General features: G+C 72.9%; 18 protein-coding genes. 16 read left to right on the top strand and 2 right to left on the bottom strand.

Annotated elements, in window-relative coordinates; all coding sequences use genetic code 11:
- Positions 1–4: 4 nt before the first annotated feature.
- From CRP51_RS06235 to CRP51_RS06175, 13 genes are all read left to right on the top strand, one after another.
- A complete protein-coding gene (locus CRP51_RS06235) occupies positions 5–1,162 on the top strand; it encodes a glycosyltransferase family 4 protein (protein WP_097230007.1) in 1,158 nt (385 codons plus the stop codon).
- A gap of 39 nt (positions 1,163–1,201) precedes the next feature.
- Complete coding sequence (locus CRP51_RS06230) at positions 1,202–1,756, top strand: LemA family protein (RefSeq protein ID WP_097230006.1); 555 nt, start codon at positions 1,202–1,204, stop codon at positions 1,754–1,756.
- A gap of 270 nt (positions 1,757–2,026) precedes the next feature.
- A complete protein-coding gene (pdxS, locus tag CRP51_RS06225; RefSeq protein WP_097230005.1) occupies positions 2,027–2,944 on the top strand; it encodes a pyridoxal 5'-phosphate synthase lyase subunit PdxS in 918 nt (305 codons plus the stop codon).
- The gene (gene pdxT, locus CRP51_RS06220; protein WP_097230004.1) at positions 2,934–3,545 is read left to right on the top strand and encodes a pyridoxal 5'-phosphate synthase glutaminase subunit PdxT; all 612 of its coding nucleotides are present in this window, start codon (positions 2,934–2,936) and stop codon (positions 3,543–3,545) included. The genes pdxS and pdxT overlap by 11 nt, the downstream gene beginning before the upstream one ends.
- 66 nt (positions 3,546–3,611) lie before the next feature.
- On the top strand, positions 3,612–4,364 hold the full coding sequence (locus CRP51_RS06215; protein WP_097230003.1) for a YebC/PmpR family DNA-binding transcriptional regulator: 753 nt from the start codon (positions 3,612–3,614) through the stop codon (positions 4,362–4,364).
- A 213-nt stretch (positions 4,365–4,577) separates the two neighbouring features.
- A complete protein-coding gene (gene ruvC / locus CRP51_RS06210; protein ID WP_097230002.1) occupies positions 4,578–5,138 on the top strand; it encodes a crossover junction endodeoxyribonuclease RuvC in 561 nt (186 codons plus the stop codon).
- Positions 5,135–5,761, top strand: a complete 627-nt coding sequence (gene ruvA, locus CRP51_RS06205; protein ID WP_097230001.1) for a Holliday junction branch migration protein RuvA — start codon at positions 5,135–5,137, stop codon at positions 5,759–5,761. The genes ruvC and ruvA overlap by 4 nt, the downstream gene beginning before the upstream one ends.
- A gap of 62 nt (positions 5,762–5,823) precedes the next feature.
- On the top strand, positions 5,824–6,888 hold the full coding sequence (gene ruvB, locus CRP51_RS06200; protein WP_097230000.1) for a Holliday junction branch migration DNA helicase RuvB: 1,065 nt from the start codon (positions 5,824–5,826) through the stop codon (positions 6,886–6,888).
- Between the two features lie 173 nt (positions 6,889–7,061).
- Positions 7,062–7,556 (top strand): preprotein translocase subunit YajC, encoded by a 495-nt coding sequence (yajC, locus tag CRP51_RS06195; protein WP_097229999.1) that lies wholly within the window; start codon positions 7,062–7,064, stop codon positions 7,554–7,556.
- Positions 7,557–7,648: 92 nt separating this feature from the next.
- Positions 7,649–9,562: a protein translocase subunit SecD gene (gene secD, locus CRP51_RS06190; protein WP_245880404.1), complete on the top strand. Its 1,914-nt coding sequence runs from the start codon at positions 7,649–7,651 to the stop codon at positions 9,560–9,562.
- Position 9,563: 1 nt separating this feature from the next.
- Positions 9,564–10,733 carry a protein translocase subunit SecF gene (secF, locus tag CRP51_RS06185; protein ID WP_097229998.1) on the top strand — a complete coding sequence of 390 codons (1,170 nt, stop codon included), beginning with the start codon at positions 9,564–9,566 and terminating at the stop codon, positions 10,731–10,733.
- A 2-nt stretch (positions 10,734–10,735) separates the two neighbouring features.
- Positions 10,736–11,284 (top strand): adenine phosphoribosyltransferase, encoded by a 549-nt coding sequence (locus tag CRP51_RS06180; protein WP_097229997.1) that lies wholly within the window; start codon positions 10,736–10,738, stop codon positions 11,282–11,284.
- Between the two features lie 213 nt (positions 11,285–11,497).
- Positions 11,498–13,942: a RelA/SpoT family protein gene (locus CRP51_RS06175; protein ID WP_099459289.1), complete on the top strand. Its 2,445-nt coding sequence runs from the start codon at positions 11,498–11,500 to the stop codon at positions 13,940–13,942.
- 123 nt (positions 13,943–14,065) lie between these two features.
- Here the strand turns inward: CRP51_RS06175 and CRP51_RS06170 are convergent, their stop codons facing one another.
- Positions 14,066–15,295 (bottom strand): DUF349 domain-containing protein, encoded by a 1,230-nt coding sequence (locus CRP51_RS06170; protein WP_097229996.1) that lies wholly within the window; start codon positions 15,293–15,295, stop codon positions 14,066–14,068.
- Positions 15,296–15,488: 193 nt separating this feature from the next.
- Entirely contained in the window at positions 15,489–16,319 is an 831-nt protein-coding gene (locus tag CRP51_RS06165) for a peptidylprolyl isomerase (RefSeq protein WP_097229995.1), read from the bottom strand.
- A 192-nt stretch (positions 16,320–16,511) separates the two neighbouring features.
- Here CRP51_RS06165 and CRP51_RS06160 point away from each other — a divergent pair, with 192 nt between their 5' ends.
- The 3 genes from CRP51_RS06160 to CRP51_RS06150 all read left to right on the top strand — a co-directional run bounded on the left by CRP51_RS06160 (position 16,512) and on the right by CRP51_RS06150 (position 19,551).
- Positions 16,512–17,231, top strand: a complete 720-nt coding sequence (locus tag CRP51_RS06160) for an MBL fold metallo-hydrolase (RefSeq protein ID WP_097229994.1) — start codon at positions 16,512–16,514, stop codon at positions 17,229–17,231.
- Positions 17,232–17,477: 246 nt separating this feature from the next.
- Entirely contained in the window at positions 17,478–18,131 is a 654-nt protein-coding gene (locus tag CRP51_RS06155; protein ID WP_097229993.1) for a vitamin K epoxide reductase family protein, read from the top strand.
- Positions 18,132–18,201: 70 nt separating this feature from the next.
- Entirely contained in the window at positions 18,202–19,551 is a 1,350-nt protein-coding gene (locus tag CRP51_RS06150) for a replication-associated recombination protein A (protein WP_097229992.1), read from the top strand.
- Positions 19,552–19,642 lie beyond the last annotated feature (91 nt).

Here is a 19,642-nt window from a genome sequence, read left to right as displayed (position 1 = left end):
GACCATGAGGATCGGCATCGTCTGTCCCTACTCCTGGGACGTTCCGGGCGGGGTCCAGTTCCATGTCAGGGACCTGGCCGAGCACCTGATCGAACGGGGCCACTCCGTCTCGGTGCTGGCCCCCGCGGACGAGGACACCCCGCTGCCGTCCTACGTGGTCTCCGCGGGCCGCGCCGTCTCCGTGCCGTACAACGGCTCGGTGGCCCGGGTGAACCTGGGCCTGACCTCCGTCAGCAAAGTGCGCCGCTGGGTCAAGGACGGCGACTTCGAGGTGCTGCACATCCACGAGCCCGCCGTCCCCTCGCTGGGGCTGCTGACCTGCTGGGCGGCGCGCGGCCCGATCGTCGCCACGTTCCACACCTCCAACCCGCGCTCCCGCGCGATGGTCGCCGCCTACCCCATGCTCCAGCCGGCGTTGGAGAAGATCAGCGCCCGCGTCGCGGTCAGCGAGTACGCCCGTCGAACCCTGGTGGAACACCTGGGCGGGGACGCGGTGGTGATCCCCAACGGCGTGGACGTCGACTTCTTCGCCGACGCCGAGCCGCGCTCCGAGTGGCAGGGCGGCACCCTCGGCTTCATCGGCCGGATCGACGAGCCGCGCAAGGGGCTCCCGGTGCTGATGCGGGCCCTGCCCGCCATCCTGCGGGAGCGCCCCGACACCCGGCTGCTGGTCGCCGGACGCGGCGACGAACGCGAGGCGCTGGCCCCGCTGCCGGCCGAACTGCGCGCCAACGTCGAGTTCCTGGGCATGGTGAGCGACGAGGACAAGGCGCGGCTGCTGCGCAGTGTGGACGCCTACGTGGCGCCCAACACCGGCGGCGAGAGTTTCGGGATCATCCTGGTCGAGGCACTGTCGGCCGGCGCGCCGGTGCTGGCCAGCGACCTGGACGCGTTCGCTCAGGTGCTGGACGGCGGCACGGCGGGCGAGCTGTTCGCCAACGAGGACGCCGACGCGCTCGCGGCGGCCGCCGTGCGGCTGCTGGGCGACGCCGACCGGCGGGCCGAGCTGACCGAACGCGGCAGCCGCCATGTGCGCCGGTTCGACTGGGACACGGTCGGCGCCGACGTGCTGGCCGTCTACGAGACGGTGACGGCCGGGGCGGGCGCGGTGGCCCCGGACGACCGGGTCGGGCTGCTGTCCCGGCTGGGCTTTCGCGACTGACCCCGCGCGCGGCGCGGGGCGCGGGTAGGGTGGCCGGGCGTGACCACAGTCATCGTCATCGTCGCCGCGCTGTTGCTGGTCGGCGTCTACCTCAGCTGGACCGCAGGCCGCCTCGACCGGTTGCACGCCCGCATCGACGCGGCCAGGGCCGCGCTCGACGCCCACCTGCTGCGGCGCGCCTCCATCGCGCAGGAGCTGGCCACGGCGGGGGTCTTCGACCCGGCCGCCTCGATGGTGCTCTACCAGGCCGCGCACGGCGCGCGGCTCGCCGAGGACGAGCGGCGCGAGGTCGCCGAGAGCGAACTGACCCAGGCGCTGCGGGCCGTCTTCGCCGAACAGGCGCAGCTGCGGGCCGTGTTGGAGGCGCCCGGCGGGGAGGCCAGCGCGGCGGAGCTGGTCGCGGCGGTGCGCCGGGTGCCGATGGCCCGCCGCTTCCACAACGACGCGGTCCGCGCGGCGCGGGCGGTGCGCCGCCACCGCACGGTGCGCTGGCTCCGCCTCGCGGGGCACGCGCCGTTCCCCCTGGCCTTCGAGATGGACGACGAACCCCCGCCCTCCCTGCTCGAACCCCTGGCCCCGGGCCCGGCCCGTTGACGCCGGGGCGAGGGGCGCCGCGCCTGCCCGGTCGGGGCTCGCCCAGGGGGTGAGGGGGCGCGGGAACCGCGCCGGCAACCGCCCGCCGGGGTGCGGAACGACGCCGTGCCGGCACCGCGAGGACCGTCGGCGCCCGCGCCGGTCGGGCAAGGGCGCCGGTGGACCGGGCAGGGGAGCCACCGAGGGACGATTGGCCCTTCCGGCGGCGCCGCCGAAGCGGTCCAATGGAGGGCGACAACCCGCCACCCCTACCGCGTCGAGTGAGGTCCCGTGTCGAGCACGCCCGCAAGCAGCACCCCCGCCACCCCGGAGACCGGCACCGCCCGGGTCAAGCGCGGCATGGCCGAGCAGCTCAAGGGCGGGGTGATCATGGACGTCGTCACCCCGGAGCAGGCCAGGATCGCCGAGGACGCCGGCGCGGTGGCCGTCATGGCCCTGGAGCGCGTGCCCGCCGACATCCGCAAGGACGGCGGCGTCGCCCGCATGTCGGACCCCGACATGATCGACGGCATCATCGAGGCCGTCTCCATCCCGGTGATGGCCAAGTCCAGGATCGGTCACCTCGTCGAGGCCCAGGTCCTCCAGGCGCTGGGCGTCGACTACATCGACGAGTCCGAGGTGCTGACCCCCGCCGACGAGGTCAACCACACCGACAAGTGGTCGTTCACCACCCCGTTCGTCTGCGGTGCCACCAACCTGGGCGAGGCGCTGCGCCGCATCGCCGAGGGCGCGGCGATGATCCGCTCCAAGGGCGAGGCCGGCACGGGCAACGTCGTCGAGGCCGTGCGCCACATGCGGCAGATCAGGGGCGAGATCGGCAAGCTGCGCGCCCTGGACAACCACGAGCTGTACGCGGCGGCCAAGGAGCTGCGCGCGCCGTACGAGCTGGTCCGCGAGGTCGCCGAGGCCGGCCGGCTCCCGGTCGTGCTCTTCTCCGCCGGCGGCGTGGCGACCCCGGCCGACGCCGCGCTGATGCGGCAGCTGGGTGCCGAGGGCGTCTTCGTCGGCTCCGGCATCTTCAAGTCGGGCGACCCGGCCAAGCGCGCCGCCGCCGTCGTCAAGGCGACCACGTTCTACGACGACCCCAAGGTGGTCGCCGACGTCTCGCGCGGCCTGGGCGAGGCCATGGTCGGCATCAACCTCGACACCCTGCCCGACGGCGAGCGGTACGCCTCCCGTGGCTGGTGACACCGGGGCCGGGGCACCCGAGGTCGGCGTGCTCGCCCTCCAGGGCGACGTGCGCGAGCACCTCGCGGCCCTGCGCGCGGCCGGGGCCTCGCCCCGGCCGGTGCGCCGGCCCGAGGAGCTGGCCGGCGTCGCCGGTCTGGTGATCCCCGGCGGCGAGTCGACCACCATCTCGAAGCTGGCCACCGCCTTCGGCCTGCTGGAGCCGCTGCGCGCGCGGGTCGCCGAGGGGCTGCCGGTCTACGGCTCCTGCGCCGGGATGATCATGCTCGCCGACAAGATCCTCGACCCGAGGTCGGGCCAGGAGACGGTCGGCGGGATCGACATGATCGTCCGGCGCAACGCCTTCGGCCGGCAGAACGAGTCCTTCGAGGCGGCCGTCGAGATGGCGGACGTGGCGGGCGGACCGGTGCACGGCGTCTTCATCCGCGCCCCCTGGGTGGAGTCCGTCGGCGCCTCGGCCGAGACGCTCGCCGCCTACGACGGGCACCCGGTCGCCGTGCGCCAGGGCAACCTGCTGGCGACCGCGTTCCACCCCGAGTTGACCGGTGACCACCGGGTGCACGCGCTGTTCGTCTCGATGGTGCGCGCGGCCGGCCGGTGAGCTGCCGGTAGGATCGCTGGGCACTGACGCACGGGAAACATCTGGCGACATCGAAGGAGCAGCGCTGTGTCCGGCCACTCCAAGTGGGCAACCACCAAGCACAAGAAGGCCGTGATCGATGCCAAGCGCGGCAAGCTGTTCGCCAAGCTGATCAAGAACATCGAGGTCGCGGCCCGCACCGGCGGCGGCGACCCGGACGGCAACCCCACGCTCTTCGACGCCATCCAGAAGGCGAAGAAGAGCTCCGTCCCCAACACCAACATCGACCGCGCGGTCAAGCGGGGAGCGGGCCTGGAGGCCGGCGGCGCCGACTACCAGACGATCATGTACGAGGGGTACGGACCGAACGGCGTCGCGGTGCTCATCGAGTGCCTGACGGACAACCGCAACCGCGCCGCCTCCGACGTGCGCGTGGCGATGACCCGCAACGGCGGCTCGATGGCCGACCCGGGCTCCGTCTCCTACCTGTTCCATCGCAAGGGCGTGGTGATCGTCCCCAAGGGCGGGCTGTCCGAGGACGACGTCCTCACCGCGGTGCTGGAGGCGGGCGCCGAGGAGGTCAACGACCTGGGCGAGTCCTACGAGGTGGTCAGCGAGGCGAGCGACCTGGTGGCGGTCCGTTCCGCGCTCCAGGGCGCGGGGATCGACTACGACTCGGCGGAGGCCAGCTTCGTCCCCACCATGCAGGTGGAGCTGGACGAGGACGGCGCCCGGAAGATCTTCCGGCTGATCGACGCGCTGGAGGACAGCGACGACGTGCAGAACGTCTTCGCCAACTTCGACGTCCCCGACGACGTGATGGCCGAGGTCGACGCCTGACCGTCGCCGCCCCGCCGCGTGGCGCCCCGTTCCCGGCGGGCCGTCGCGGCCCGGCCCTCGGGCCCCGGTCGCGAGGACCGGGCCGCGGCCCCCGCGACGCCGGCCCGCCACGCCGATTCCCGGGCGTGCGACGCCCGTTGTCAGTGGTCGCCGGTAGCCTGCCAGGCGGCCGGTCGAGGGATCGGGTGAGGGGTCGAGGCATGAGGAGATCCGGTGCGGGTGCTGGGAGTTGACCCGGGGCTGACCCGCTGCGGGGTGGGCGTGGTGGAGGGCGTCGTCGGCCGGCCGCCGACGATGCTCGGGGTGGGCGTGGTCCGCACCCCGGCGGAGATGGACGTCGCCGAGCGGCTGGTGCTGATCGAGCGCGGCCTGGAGGAGTGGCTGGACGCCCACCGGCCCGAGTCCGTCGCCGTGGAGCGGGTCTTCAGCCAGCACAACGTGCGCACCGTGATGGGCACCGCCCAGGCCAGCGCGGTCGCCATGCTCTGCGCCGCCCGGCGCGGGCTGCCGGTGGCGCTGCACACCCCGAGCGAGGTCAAGGCCGCCGTCACCGGCAGCGGGCAGGCGGAGAAGGCGCAGGTGGGTGCCATGGTCACCCGGCTGCTCCGGCTGTCGGCCCCGCCCCGCCCGGCGGACGCCGCCGACGCCCTGGCCCTGGCCATCTGCCACATCTGGCGCTCCCCGGCCCAGCGGCGCGTCGCCGCGGCGCGGGCCCGCGCCGCCGGCCGCCCGTCCACCGCCGTCACCCCGCCGAAGGGCAGCGCCCGCACATGATCGCCTTTGTCTCGGGTCCCGTCGCCGCCGTAGCGCCCGACCACGCCGTGGTCGAGGTCGGCGGTGTGGGCATGACCGTCCAGTGCACCCCCGGCACCCTCGCCGCGCTGCGGGTCGGCCAGCCCGCCAGGCTGGCCACCGCCCTGGTGGTCAGGGAGGACTCGCTCACCCTCTACGGCTTCGCCGACGACGACGAGCGCCAGGTCTTCACGCTGCTCCAGACGGCCAGCGGGGTCGGCCCCCGGCTCGCCCAGGCGATGCTGGCGGTGCACTCGCCCGACTCGCTGCGGCTGGCCGTCTCCACCGGCGACGAGAAGGCGCTGACCGCCGTCCCCGGCATCGGCAAGAAGGGCGCGCAGAAGCTCCTGCTGGAGCTGAAGGACCGGCTGGGCGCCCCCGTGCACACCGGTGCGCCCCTCCCGCAGGCGCGCGCCGCGGCCCCCGCCGGGTGGAGCGAGCAACTGCACGAGGCGCTCGTGGGGTTGGGCTACCAGCCGCGCGAGGCGGAGCGCGCCGTCGAGGCGGTGCGGCCGGAGGCCGAGGCGAAGCTCGCCGAGGGCGGGACACCGGCCGTCCCCACGCTGCTGCGCGCCGCGCTCCAGTCGCTCAACCGCGCCCGCTGACCCGGCGGTTCGCCCCACCGTTTCCGAACAGCCCGCCGCAGGACCCAGGAGGAGAGAGCCACGTGAGCCCGGACGACGACAGCGTGCCCGGCGGCGCCGACCGGCTGGTCGGCGCGGTGGCCGACGGGGAGGACCTGGCCGTCGAGGCCGCGCTGCGCCCCAGGGACCTGAGCGAGTTCATCGGCCAGGGCCGGGTCCGCGAGCAGCTCGACCTGGTGCTGGCCGCCGCGCGCGCCAGGGGCGGCACCGCCGACCATGTCCTGCTGTCGGGGTCACCCGGGCTCGGCAAGACCACCCTTTCGATGATCATCGCCGCCGAGATGGCCGCCCCCATCCGCATCACCTCGGGCCCGGCCATCCAGCACGCGGGCGATCTGGCGTCGATCCTCTCCTCGTTGACCGAGGGCGAGGTCCTCTTCCTCGACGAGATCCACCGGATGTCCAGGCCCGCCGAGGAGATGCTGTACATGGCGATGGAGGACTTCCGGGTCGACGTCGTCGTCGGCAAGGGGCCGGGCGCCACGGCCATCCCGCTGGAGCTGCCGCCGTTCACCCTGGTCGGCGCCACCACCAGGGCCGGGCTGCTGCCGCCGCCGCTGCGTGACAGGTTCGGCTTCACCGGGCACATGGAGTTCTACGAGCCGGCGGAGCTGGAGCGGGTGGTGCACCGTTCCGCCGGGCTGCTGTCCGTGGAGGTCAGCGCCGAGGGCGCCGCCGAGATCGCCTCCCGCTCCCGGGGGACGCCCCGCATCGCCAACCGTCTGCTGCGCAGGGTCAGGGACTACGCGCAGGTCAGGGCGGACGGCGTGGTCAACAGGGAGGTGGCCGCCCGCGCCCTGGAGGTCTACGAGGTGGACGCGCGGGGTCTGGACCGGCTGGACCGGGCGGTGCTGCGCGCCCTGCTGGACCTCTTCGGCGGCGGGCCGGTCGGCCTGTCCACGCTGGCGGTCGCCGTGGGGGAGGAGCGGGAGACCGTCGAGGAGGTGGCCGAGCCGTTCCTGGTGCGGGAGGGGCTGCTGGCCCGCACCCCCAGGGGCCGCGTCGCCACCCCCGCGGCCTGGCGTCACCTGGACCGCACGCCCCCCGCGCCGGCCGCCGGCGGACAAGGAGGACTGTTCGGGACGTGATGCCGCCTCGCGCCCGGCGAATCACGCCGCGTGGAACTTCGATAGCATCCAGGACGTTGTTCCCCCGGCGAAGCCTCGCTTAGACTCCGCCGATGCCATCCGCCCCCAGGACGGCACCCTGACCCCCGACATCCCGGCCGTCTCAGCGGCCGAACAAAGGAAACTCCTCCGCCGTGGACATCGCGTTTCTCTTCCCCTTCATCCTGCTCATCGGCGTCATGTTCCTGATGACGCGCTCCGCGAAGAACCGCCAGCGCCAGGCGCTGGAGATGCGGGACTCGATGGAGCCCGGCTCGGGCGTCCGGACCATCGGCGGCATGTACGCCGAGGTCAAGGAGGTCCGCGAGGACACGGTGCTGCTGGAGGTGGCCCCCGGGGTGCACGCCATCTACGCGAAGAACGCGATCGGCGCGGTGCTGGACCCCGAGGAGTTCGAGCGGATCGTCGACGGTGACCTGCCCGAGGAAGAGGAGGACGGCGTGGTCGTTCCCGACGACGCGTCCTCGCTGACCTCCGACGAGGACGAGAAGCCCGTCGGGCTGGAGAAGTCCGACCGCGAGGACACCGCGCGCGCGGACGAGGACCGGGCGGACGAGGACGCGACCGCCGAGTCCGAGGACACGGCCTCCCGTCGGCGTGACGAGGGCGAGGGCGGCTCCAAGGCGTGAAGGCGACGGCACCGGCCGTCCGTCAGTCATCCCGCTGAGCCCCGCCGCGAGCAGCGGGCGCGCGGGTCTTTGGACAGGAAGAAGACGACAAGGTGGCGACACCGAAGAAGGACCTCAGGTCCTCACGAAAGCGGGATGTGAAGTCCCGGGGCCAGGGCAAGCCCGGACGGGCGCTGGCGTTGATCCTGCTGATCGTGATCGCGCTCACCGCGGGGATGTTCGCGTCGGGACACACCACCCCCCGACTCGGCATCGACCTCGCCGGCGGCACCAGCATCACGCTGACCGCCCGCCCCGACGCGGACGACGAGGACGCGGTCAACCCGACCAACCTGAACACGGCGGTCTCGATCATCGAGCGCCGGGTCAACGGTCTGGGCGTCCAGGAGGCCGAGGTCCAGACCCAGGGCGACGAGAACATCATCGTCAACATCCCCAAGGGCACGGACGAGCAGGCCGCCCGCGAGCAGGTCGGCACCACCGCCCAGCTGGGCTTCCGCCCGGTGCTCAGCGCCATGGCGGCCGCCCCGCCGCCCGAGGAGGGCGCCGAGGACGGCGGCGGCGAGGAAGGCGCCGGTGAGGAAGGCGCCGAGGACGGCGAGGAGCAGCCGGGCGACGAGCCGACGGACGAGCCCACGGACGGCACCGGCGAGGAGGAGTCCTCCGACGAGCCGACCGAGGAGGCCACCGACGACGCCACCGAGAACCAGTCGGCCCCCGCCCCCGAGGCCCGCGACGACGCCGGCGGTCTCTCGCCCGCCTCCTACCGCACCGACGAGGGCGACGAGGAGCAGTCGAGCGACGAGCCGGCCGACGACGCCACCGACGAGCCGACGGACGAGCCCGCCGAGGAGCAGCAGGAGGGCGGCGAGGGCGATCCGGCCGCCGACGCCGCCGCGCTCCAGACCCAGCTCGCCGAGCTGGACTGCACCACCGAGGAGTCCAGGCTGGCCGCCAGCCGTGCCGCCTCCGAGGCGAAGGACGAGGAGACGGTCGTAGCCTGCGACACCGACGGCGTCGCCAAGTACGCGCTCGGCCCCGTGGCCGTCCCCGGCACCGACGTCGACGACGCCAGCTCCGTCTACGACACCCAGCGCGGCCAGGGCTGGATCGTGCAGATGGAGTTCAACGGCGCGGGCGCCGACAAGTTCGCCGACGTCACCGCGCAGCTGTCCTCCCAGGCCCAGCCGCAGAACCAGTTCGCCATCGCGCTGGACGGCGAGGTCGTCTCCGCCCCCAGCGTCTCCGAGCGCCTCGGCGGCGGTCGCGCCGAGATCTCCGGCACGTTCGACCAGGAGTCGGCCGAGGAGCTGGCCAACATCCTCAAGTACGGCGCGCTGCCCCTGAGTTTCGAGGAGGCGTCGGTCTCCACCGTCTCCCCGATGCTCGGCGGCGAGCAGCTGCGCGCCAGCCTGATCGCCGGCGGCATCGGGCTCGCGCTCGTCGTGCTCTACATGCTGGTCTACTACCGCGGCCTGTCCGCGATCGCCATCGTCAGCCTGCTCGTCTCGGCGGCGATGACCTACTCGATCATGGCCCTGCTCGGCCCGGCGATCGGCTTCGCGCTCAACCTGCCGGCCGTCTGCGGCGCCATCGTCGCGATCGGCATCACGGCGGACTCCTTCATCGTCTACTTCGAACGGATAAGGGACGAGATCCGCGAGGGGCGTTCGCTGCGCCCCGCCGTGGAACGGGCCTGGCCGCGTGCCCGGCGCACCATCCTCGTCTCCGACTTCGTCTCCTTCCTCGCCGCCGCGGTCCTCTTCGTGGTCACGGTCGGCAAGGTGCAGGGCTTCGCGTTCACCCTCGGGCTGACCACGGCCCTGGACGTGGTCGTGGTGTTCCTCTTCACCAAGCCGCTGATGACGCTGGTCGCCCGCCGGAAGTTCTTCTCCAGCGGTCACCCGTGGTCCGGCCTCGACCCCAAGAGGCTGGGAGCGCCCCCGCCGCTGCGGCGCGGCCGCCGTCCCGCGCCCGTCGTTCCCTCCGACCCGAAGGAGGCCTGAGATGTCACGGCTCGGTGACCTCGGCGCCCGGCTCTACCGCGGCGACGTCAGCCTGGACATCGTCGGCGCGCGGAAGATCTGGTACACGGTCTCCGTCCTCATCACGGTGCTCGCCTTCGCCGCGCTGCTGGTGCGCGGGCTGCACATGGGCGTCGAGTTCGAGGGCGGCGCGGTGTACACCACCCCGCCGAACAACGCCTCCGTCGAGGACGTCCGGGACGTCGCCGAGGAGTCCTCGGGCAGCATCGCCCTGGTCCAGACCCTGGGCGACGACGGAACGATGCGCATCCAGGTCAGCGGTCTGGACACGGAGACCTCCAACGAGACCAGGGAGGCCCTCGCCAGCGAGCTGGGCATCCCCACGGAGGAGCTGAACGCGGAAGTGATCGGCCCCAGTTGGGGCAAGCAGATCGCCAACCGCGCCTGGCAGGGCCTGGCCATCTTCATGGTGCTGGTCGTGGTCTACCTCGCCCTCGCCTTCGAGTGGCGCATGGCGCTGGCCGCGCTGATCGCCCTGATCCACGACCTCACCATCACCGTGGGCATCTACGCCCTGGTGGGCTTCGAGGTCACCCCGGGCACCGTGATCGGCCTGCTGACGATCCTCGGATACTCGCTGTACGACACGGTGGTGGTCTTCGACGGCCTGAAGGAGACCACGCGCAACGTCACACGCCAGTCCCGCTACACCTACACCGAGTTGGCCAACCGCAGTCTCAACAGCACCCTGGTGCGCTCGATCAACACCTCGGTGGTCGCGCTGCTCCCGGTCGCGGGGCTGCTCTTCATCGGCGGTGGCGTGCTGGGCGGCGGGATGCTCAACGACATCGCGCTGTCGATCTTCGTGGGCCTCGCCGCCGGCGCCTACTCCTCGATCATGATCGCCACCCCGCTGGTGGCCGACTTCAAGTCGCGTGACCGGGAGATCGCCGCCAACGACCGCCGGGTGCTCAACAAGCGCGCCAAGCGGGCCGAGGCCGGCGAGGACGGGGACGAGGACGGCGAGCCCGGCGCGGAGCGGGCGGCCGGGGACGACGCCCCGGACGGCCCGGACGACGACGACCGGGACGAGAAGGCGGGCGTGGGCGCCGGCGGCGAGCGTCGGGGGCCCCGGCGGCAGCCGGTCTCCCGTGGCCGCGGCCGCGGGCGCCCCTCGGGCAAGCGGCGGTGACGGTGTCCACGCACGAAGAGCTGTCCGAGCTGCTCGGCTCCCGGGTGCGGGACATCCCCGACCACCCGAAGCCGGGGATCGTCTTCAAGGACATCACCCCGCTGCTGGCCGATCCGGCGGCCTTCGCCGCCCTGACCGAGGCGCTCGCCGCCACGGCCGGGCGGCTGGGCGCCACCAAGGTCGTCGGCCTGGAGGCCAGGGGCTTCATCCTGGGCGCCCCGGTCGCGCTGGCCGCCGGCGTCGGGTTCGTCCCGGTCCGCAAGGCCGGCAAGCTGCCGGGCGCCACCCTCTCCCAGACCTACGACCTGGAGTACGGCAGCGCCGAGATCGAGATCCACGCCGAGGACCTCACCGCCGAGGACCGGGTGCTGATCGTCGACGACGTGCTCGCCACCGGCGGCACGGCCGAGGCCGCGATCGGCCTGGTGCGCCGCACCCCGGCGCGCCTGGTGGGCCTGGCGGTGCTGATGGAGCTGGGATTCCTGCCGGGCGGCGCGCGGGTGCGCGAGGCTCTGGGAGAGGTCCCCTACCAGGCCCTTCTCACCGTCTGATTCCAGCCGTTCACACGGGGGCGCTCGCCGGGAGGGCGGGCGCCCCCGCTTGTGTGCCGGTTGAACGGGAACGCTTGGCCCGGGCTCGTTACCATGGCAGTCCGATCGTTCCTCGGCCGGACTCTTCTCCGAGCCCAAGCTGTCCGAAAAGGCCCGGAGGACCGTTCTCCCCGCCGACGCCAGCGCCGACGGGGGGCCGCACAAGGAGTGCCCTTGCCCGACGACGCCCAGCCGCTCACCTCGACGCAGCGGAAGAACAGCAAGCCGGCCACCGCCCTCAGACGCGAAGGCGGCGGGGAGGGGCGCGCACAGCCCCCCGCCGTCCAGGGGGCCACCCCCGCGGTCTCCGGGGTCTCCGGCCGCTCGGGCTCGTCGAACCGCGTCCGCGCCCGGCTCGCCCGGCTCGGCGTCCAGCGCTCCACCCCGTACAACCCGGTGCTCGAACCGCTGCTGCGGGTCGTCCGGGCCAACGACCCCAAGGCGGACACCGCCGCGCTGCGCACCATAGAGCGCGCCTTCCAGGTCGCCGAGCGCTGGCACCGGGGGCAGAAGCGCAAGAGCGGGGACCCGTACATCACCCACCCGCTGGCCGTCACCACCATCCTGGCCGAGCTCGGCATGGACTCGGCGACGCTGATGGCCGGGCTGCTGCACGACACCGTGGAGGACACCGAGTACGGCCTGGAGACCCTGCGCCGCGACTTCGGCGACCAGGTGGCGCTGCTGGTGGACGGCGTCACCAAGCTGGACAAGGTCAAGTTCGGTGAGGCGGCGCAGGCCGAGACGGTGCGCAAAATGGTCGTCGCCATGGCCAAGGACCCCCGGGTCCTGGTCATCAAGCTCGCCGACCGGCTGCACAACATGCGGACCATGCGCTTCCTCAAGCGCGAGAAGCAGGAGCAGAAGGCCCGCGAGACGCTGGAGATCTACGCGCCGCTGGCCCACCGGCTCGGGATGAACACGATCAAGTGGGAGCTGGAGGACCTGGCGTTCGCCATCCTCTACCCCAAGATGTACGACGAGATCGTGCGCCTGGTCGCCGAGCGCGCGCCGAAGCGCGACGAGTACCTGGCCACGGTGATCGACGAGGTCCAGTCCGACCTGCGCGGCGCCCGGATCAAGGCGACCGTCACGGGGCGGCCCAAGCACTACTACAGCGTCTACCAGAAGATGATCGTGCGCGGTCGCGACTTCGCCGAGATCTACGACCTGGTGGGCATCCGCGTCCTGGTGGACACCGTCCGCGACTGCTACGCGGCGCTCGGCACCGTCCACGCCCGGTGGAACCCGGTCCCCGGGCGGTTCAAGGACTACATCGCGATGCCCAAGTTCAACATGTACCAGTCGCTGCACACCACGGTCATAGGACCGGGCGGCAAGCCCGTCGAGCTGCAGATCCGCACCTTCGACATGCACCGGCGCGCGGAGTTCGGCATCGCGGCGCACTGGAAGTACAAGCAGCAGGCCGTCGCCGGCTCCTCCAAGGTGCGCACCGAGGGCGCCAAGCGCTCCGGCGACAAGAACGGCACGGTCAACGACATGGCCTGGCTGCGCCAGTTGCTCGACTGGCAGAAGGAGACGGAGGACCCCGGGGAGTTCCTGGAGTCGCTGCGCTTCGACCTCTCGCGCAACGAGGTCTTCGTCTTCACCCCCACCGGCGACGTGATCGCCCTGCCCGCCGGCGCGACGCCCGTCGACTTCGCCTACGCCGTGCACACCGAGGTCGGCCACCGCACGATAGGCGCCAAGGTCAACGGGCGGCTGGTGCCGCTGGAGTCCACCCTGGACAACGGCGACACCGTGGAGATCTTCACCTCCAAGGCGGACGGCGCCGGGCCCTCGCGGGACTGGCTGGGGTTCGTCAAGTCGCCCCGGGCGCGCAACAAGATCCGCGGCTGGTTCTCCAAGGAGCGCAGGGACGAGGCGATCGAGCAGGGCAAGGACCACATCGCCCGCGCGATGCGCAAGCAGAACCTGCCGATCCAGAGCGTCCTCACCGGGGACTCGCTGGTCACCCTCGCCCACGAGATGCGCTACCCCGACATCTCCTCGCTGTACGCCGCGATCGGTGAGGGACACGTCTCGGCTCAGAGCGTGGTCCAGAAACTGGTCCAGGCGGTCGGCGGTGAGGAGGCGGCCAGCGAGGACCTCGCCGAGACCGCGCCCCCCGTGCCCTCCGGAGCCAGGCGGCGCTCGGCGGCCGACCCCGGCGTGGTGGTCAAGGGCGTCGACGACGTCTGGGTCAAGCTGGCCCGCTGCTGCACCCCCGTCCCCGGCGACCCGATCATCGGGTTCGTCACCCGGGGCAACGGGGTCTCCGTGCACCGCGCGGACTGCGTCAACGTGGACTCGCTCTCCAGGGAGCCGGAACGCATCCTGGAGGTCGAGTGGGCGCCCACCCAGTCCTCGGTCTTCCTGGTCGCCATCCAGGTCGAGGCGCTGGACCGCTCGCGGCTGCTCTCCGACGTCACGCGGGTCCTCTCCGACCAGCACGTCAACATCCTGTCGGCGGCGGTGCAGACCTCGCGGGACCGGGTGGCCACGTCGCGCTTCACGTTCGAGATGGGTGACCCGAAGCACCTGGGGCACGTGCTGCGCGCGGTCCGCAGGGTCGAGGGCGTCTACGACGTCTACCGCGTCACCTCGCGCCGCCCCTGAACGGAACGGGCCGCGGTCGACAACCCCCGGTCGATGCGGGGCGGTTGTCGACCGCGGCCGTTCAGCTCAGTTCAGCTCAGTTCGGTTCAGTTCGGGGGCGGCCCGGCCGAGTTCGGCGACGGCTCAGCCGCCGAACTCCTGGAGACCCTTCAGGGCCTGGTCCAGCAGCGCCTGCCTGCCGGCCAGCTCCTGCTCCAGCTTCTCGGCCTTCGCTGTGTTCCCCGCCGCGCGCGCCTTGGCCACCTGCTCCCGCAGCCGGTCCACCGCGTCCTGCAACTGCCCGGTCAGCCCGGCCGCCCTGGCACGCGCCTCGGGGTTGGTGCGGCGCCACTCGGCCTCCTCGGCCTCCCGCACCGCACGCTCCACGGCGCCCATCCGGCCCTCGATCCCGGCCCTGGCGTCCCGGGGCACGTGCCCGACGGCCTCCCAGCGCTCGCCGATGGACCGCAGGGCGGCCTTGGCCGCCTTCAGGTCGGTGATCGGCAGCAGCTTCTCCGCCTCGGCGGCCAGCTCCTCCTTGCGGGTCAGGTTCTCCCGCTGCTCGGCGTCGCGCTCCTCGAAGACCGAGCTCCGCGCCTGGAAGAACACGTCCTGCGCCGCGCGGAACCTGGCCCACAGGTCCTCCTCGGCGTCCCGGTGCGCCCGCCCGGCCGCCTTCCACTCCCGCATCAGCTCGCGGTAGCGGGAGGCCGTGGGGCCCCAGTCCGTCGAGCCGGAGAGCGCCTCGGCCTCGCCGATCAGCTTCTCCTTGCGGCGCCTGGTCTCCTCCCGCTGCGCGTCCAACGCGGCGAAGTGCGACTTGCGCCGCTTGGAGAACGCGGAACGGGCGTGCGAGAAGCGGTGCCACAGCTCGTCGTCGGTCTTGCGGTCCAGCCGGGGCAGGCCCTTCCAGGTGTCGACCAGCGCGCGCAGCCGCTCGCCCGCGGAGCGCCACTGGTCGCTGCCGGCCAGCTCCTCGGCCTCGGCGACCAGCGCCTCCTTGGCCTCCCGCGCCTCCTCCGACTGCCGCGCCCTGGCCGCCTTGCGCTCCTCGCGGCGCGAGTCGACCGAGGCCACCAGCGCGTCGAGGCGCCCGGCCAGCGCCGCCAGGTCCCCCACCGCGTTGCCCTCGTCGACCTGCGCACGCAGGCTCTCGATGGCGGAGGTCGCGTCCTTGGCGGAGAGGTCGGTGGTCTTCACACGCCGTTCCAGCAGCCCGATCTCGACCACCAGGCGCTCGTACTTCCGCTCGAAGTAGGCGAGTGCCTCCTCGGGAGAGCCCGCCTGCCAGGAGCCGACGACCTTCTCCCCGTCGGGTGTCCGCACGTAGACGGTCCCCGACTCATCAACACGGCCCCACGGCTCGCTGCTCACAGCGCCTCCTCTTTTGATGCGCGACGGGGTCAACGCCCCCGGCATCGTCCACAGTTCTCACCGGCCCAGACCCGGGCTGCCGGGCCCGCGCCCCCAAGCGCCTGACCCCGCACAGGGCCAAACATAGGCGACAGCCCGCCCGGCTGTCCGCACCTTGCCGGGCGGAAATTGCCCCTGGCCGGGGGCGCGTGCGTCAGGCCGCGGGCTCCACCGTCGCCTCGTTGATCACGACCGTGGCGTTCGGCGCGGTGTTCCCACTGGTCGGGTCCGGCTCCGAGGCGCCGGCCTCGGCGATCGTCTCCAGCACGTCGAGCCCGCCCGTGACCTGGCCGAACGGCGTGTAGTTCGGGGGGAGTTGGCTGTCCTGGTAGACCAGGAAGAACTGGCTGCCGCCGGTGTCGGGACCGCTGTTGGCCATCGCCACCGTGCCGGCCGGATAGACACCCTCGCTGACCTCGGGCGCGTCCAGGTTCTCGTCCGGCAGCTCGTAGCCGGGGCCGCCCTGGCCGGTGCCGGTGGGGTCGCCGCACTGCAGGACGTAGAGACCCTCGGTGGTCAGCCGGTGGCAGGGAGTGTGGTCGAAGTAGCCCTCGCCGGCGAGGAAGTCGAACGAGTTGACCGTGCGCGGCGCGGCCTCCGGATCCAGCGTCAGCTGGATGTCGCCGCAGGTGGTGGCCAACGTCATCACCTGTTCCGTCCCGGTGTCCACCGTCAACTCCGGCTCCTCGTCCCACTGGTCGCCGGACGGCTCGCCCTCGGCGGGCTCGGCGCAGGGGTCCTCCACCTCGGGCGTCTCCTCGGTCGGCCCGTCGCTCGGCGAGGAGGCCGCGTCCGCGGGGGAGTCGTCGTCGCCCCCCAGCCACAGCACCAGACCCGTGGTGCCGCCGGCCACCGCCAGGACGCCGACCACGGCCGCGATCACCCGGTACCTGCGCCCGCGCCGGGCCCGCTCCGCCCGGCGCCGCTCCTGGCGTTCGTACTTGGCCCGCGCGAGCTCCCTGCGCCGCCGCTCCTTGCTGGACACCGCGCTCTCCTTTGTTCAGAAGTCACTCAGACTTGTTCAGAAGCCATTTAGAAAGACACCTCCGGCGAAAAGAATCCCGCCGAACGCGCGCACCCCGCACCATGCGTCACCGTATACGGGTTCGCCCGCCGCGCACCGCCGCCGGTAGGCTTCGGGCGCATCCGCCCGACGACCCACCGAGAGGGCCGACCCTTGCTCATCGCAGGCTTCCCCTCAGGCGCCTGGGGAACCAACTGCTATCTGGTCGCCCCCGCCGCCGGCGAGGAGTGCGTGATCATCGACCCCGGGCACCGCGCGGCGCCCGGCGTCGAGGAGGCCATCGCCCGCCACCGGCTCAAGCCGACGGCGGTGATCCTCACCCACGGACACATCGACCACGTCGCCTCCGTCGTCCCGGTCTGCGGCGCGCACGACGTGCCGGCCTGGATCCACCCCGACGACCGCTACATGCTCGGCGACCCGGAGAAGGCGCTCGGGGCGACCATCGGGCAGCCGCTGCTGGGGGAGTTGACCATCGGCGAGCCCGACGACCTGCGGGAACTGGCCGACGGCGCCACGCTGTCGCTCGCCGGCCTGGACTTCACGGTGGCGCACGCGCCGGGTCACACGCCGGGCTCCGTGACCTTCGCGACCCCCGAGCGCGCCGACGTCCCCCCGGTGCTCTTCTCCGGCGACCTGCTCTTCGCCGGCGCCATCGGCCGCACGGACCTGCCGGGCGGCGACTCCGAGGCGATCATGCGCTCGCTGGCCCGCGTCTGCCTCCCGTTGGACGACGCCACGGTGGTGCTCGCCGGGCACGGCCAGCAGACCACCATCGGCAGGGAGCGCGCGGCCAACCCGTTCCTGCGCCAGGTCGCCGCCGGGCTCACCCGGCCCGACACGGGGGCGCCGCCGCCCCGCAGGGGTCTGTGACCCGGGACGCCCGCCCGTCGCTCGGGCGTCGTCCGGCCGCCGCTGGGTCAACTCCGCGCCTCGGTGTTCCTCCGCGCAGGCGAATTCGGTGACCGTCGGTGCCGGGGCGCAACACGGGGCGTACCGGGGCGGAAGTGGCCTTCGCCGCCCGGGACTTTGACGGCGCCCTTACACCGGGCCCGGTTGACTGGTACAGAATGGTGGACCCCTGGCCCGGCAGCGCGGACGACGGAGCGGATAGGCGACATGGCAGCAGACGCGGCGGTGGACGAGGTGCGCGCGGACGAGGGTCCCGCGCGGAGTGAAGGGGACGGCGGCGGCGGTCCCGTCGGCGCGGGGCGCGCGTTCGCCCTGACGCTGGTGATCTCCGGCTTCGCCGGCCTGCTGGCGGCCTGGGTCATCACCCTCGACAAGTTCCACCTGCTGGAGGACCCCGACTTCACGCCGGCGTGCAGCTTCAACCCGGTGGTCTCCTGCGGCTCGATCATGGAGAGCGACCAGGCCGAGGTCTTCGGCTTCCCCAACCCGATGCTGGGGATGGTCACCTACGGCATGGTCGTCGCCATCGGCATGGGGCTGCTGGCCGGCGCGCGCTACCGGCGCTGGTTCTGGCTCGGCCTCCAGGCCGGCACGCTCTTCGGGGTCGCCTTCTGCACCTGGCTGATGTACCAGTCGCTCTACGAGATCAACGCGCTGTGCCTGTGGTGCTGCCTCGCCTGGGTCGCCACCATCGTGATGTTCTGGTACACGACCTGGCACAACGTGCGCCAGGGCTTCCTGCCCGCGCCGCGCGGCGTGCGGAGTGTGCTGGAGGAGTTCCACTGGCTCTTCCCGACGGTGCACGTCGGCGTGATCGGGATGCTGATCCTGACCCGCTGGTGGGACTTCTGGACCAGCTGACCCGCGGTCTCCCGGGCCTTCGCCGTCCGGCCTCGGCCGTTGTCGGTGGCGTGGCTTAGGGTCGGGAGACGTGGAGCACGATCTGTTCACCGCCGCCGCCGAGGACCGCGCCGAGCGGGTTCCCGCGGCCCGCCCGTTGGCCGTGCGGATGCGCCCCCAGAACCTCGACGAGGTGCTGGGCCAGCGCCATCTGCTGCGCCCGGGCTCGCCGTTGCGCCGCCTGGTCGGCGAGGGCGGGGGCGGCCCCGCCGGGCCCTCCTCCGTCATCCTCTGGGGCCCTCCGGGCACGGGGAAGACGACGCTGGCGTATGTCGTCAGCCAGGCCACGGAGAAGCGTTTCGTCGAGCTGTCGGCGATCACCGCCGGGGTGAAGGAGGTGCGCGCCGTCATCGACGGCGCGCGGCGCAGCTCGGGCGGGTTCGGCAAGGAGACGGTGCTCTTCCTCGACGAGATCCACCGTTTCAGCAAGGCCCAGCAGGACTCGTTGCTCCCCGCCGTGGAGAACCGCTGGGTCACCCTGATCGCCGCCACCACGGAGAACCCCTACTTCTCGGTGATCTCCCCGCTGCTCTCCCGCTCGCTGCTGCTGACGCTGGAGTCGCTGACCGAGGACGACCTGCGCGGGCTGCTGCGCCGCGCGGTCGCCGACGAGCGCGGGCTCGGCGGCGCGGTGACGCTGCCGGAGGAGACGGAGGCGCACCTGCTGCGGATCGCCGGCGGGGACGCGCGTCGGGCGCTGACCGCGCTGGAGGCGGGCGCGGGCGCGGCGCTGTCCGAGGGGGAGTCCGAGATCGCGCTCGCCACCCTGGAGGCCGCGGTGGACCGGGCGGCCGTCGCCTACGACCGGGACGGCGACCAGCACTACGACGTGGCCAGCGCGTTGATCAAGTCCATCAGGGGCTCGGACGTGGACGCCGCGCTGCACTATCTGGCGCGGATGATCGAGGCGGGGGAGGACCCGCGGTTCATCGCCCGGCGGCTGATGATCTCGGCCAGCGAGGACATCGGCCTGGCCGATCCGACGGCGCTGACGACGGCGGTGGCCGCCGCGCAGGCGGTGGCGTTGATCGGCTTCCCCGAGGCGGCGATCACGCTGAGCCAGGCGACCATCGCGCTGGCGCTGGCCCCCAAGTCCAACGCGGCGGTGGTCGCCATCGGCGCGGCCCAGGCGGACGTGCGCGCCGGCCTGGCCGGCCCGGTGCCGGCCCATCTGCGGGACAGCCACTACAAGGGTGCCCAGAAGCTGGGTCACGGTGCGGAGTACCAGTACCCCCACGACCTGCCGGGCGGCATCGCGGCCCAGCAGTACGCGCCGGACGCGGTGGACGGCAAGCGGTACTACCAACCGACCCGCCATGGAGCGGAGGCCCGTTACGCGGACGTCCTGGAGCGGGTGCGCGAGCGCCTCACCGACCGCTGAGCCGCTCGCCACGGCGGTACCGAGCCGCCCACCGGCGTGCAAGGGGCGCGGGGACGGCGCGGGCGACCTGACGCGGTGCCGCGGTCGGCTA

The sequence above is a fragment of the Streptomyces zhaozhouensis genome, from assembly GCF_900230195.1.
Taxonomy (GTDB): Bacteria; Actinomycetota; Actinomycetes; order Streptomycetales; family Streptomycetaceae; genus Streptomyces; species Streptomyces zhaozhouensis.
The sequence above is the reverse complement of the archived record's forward strand: the minus strand, read 5'-3'. Positions and strand labels throughout refer to the sequence as shown.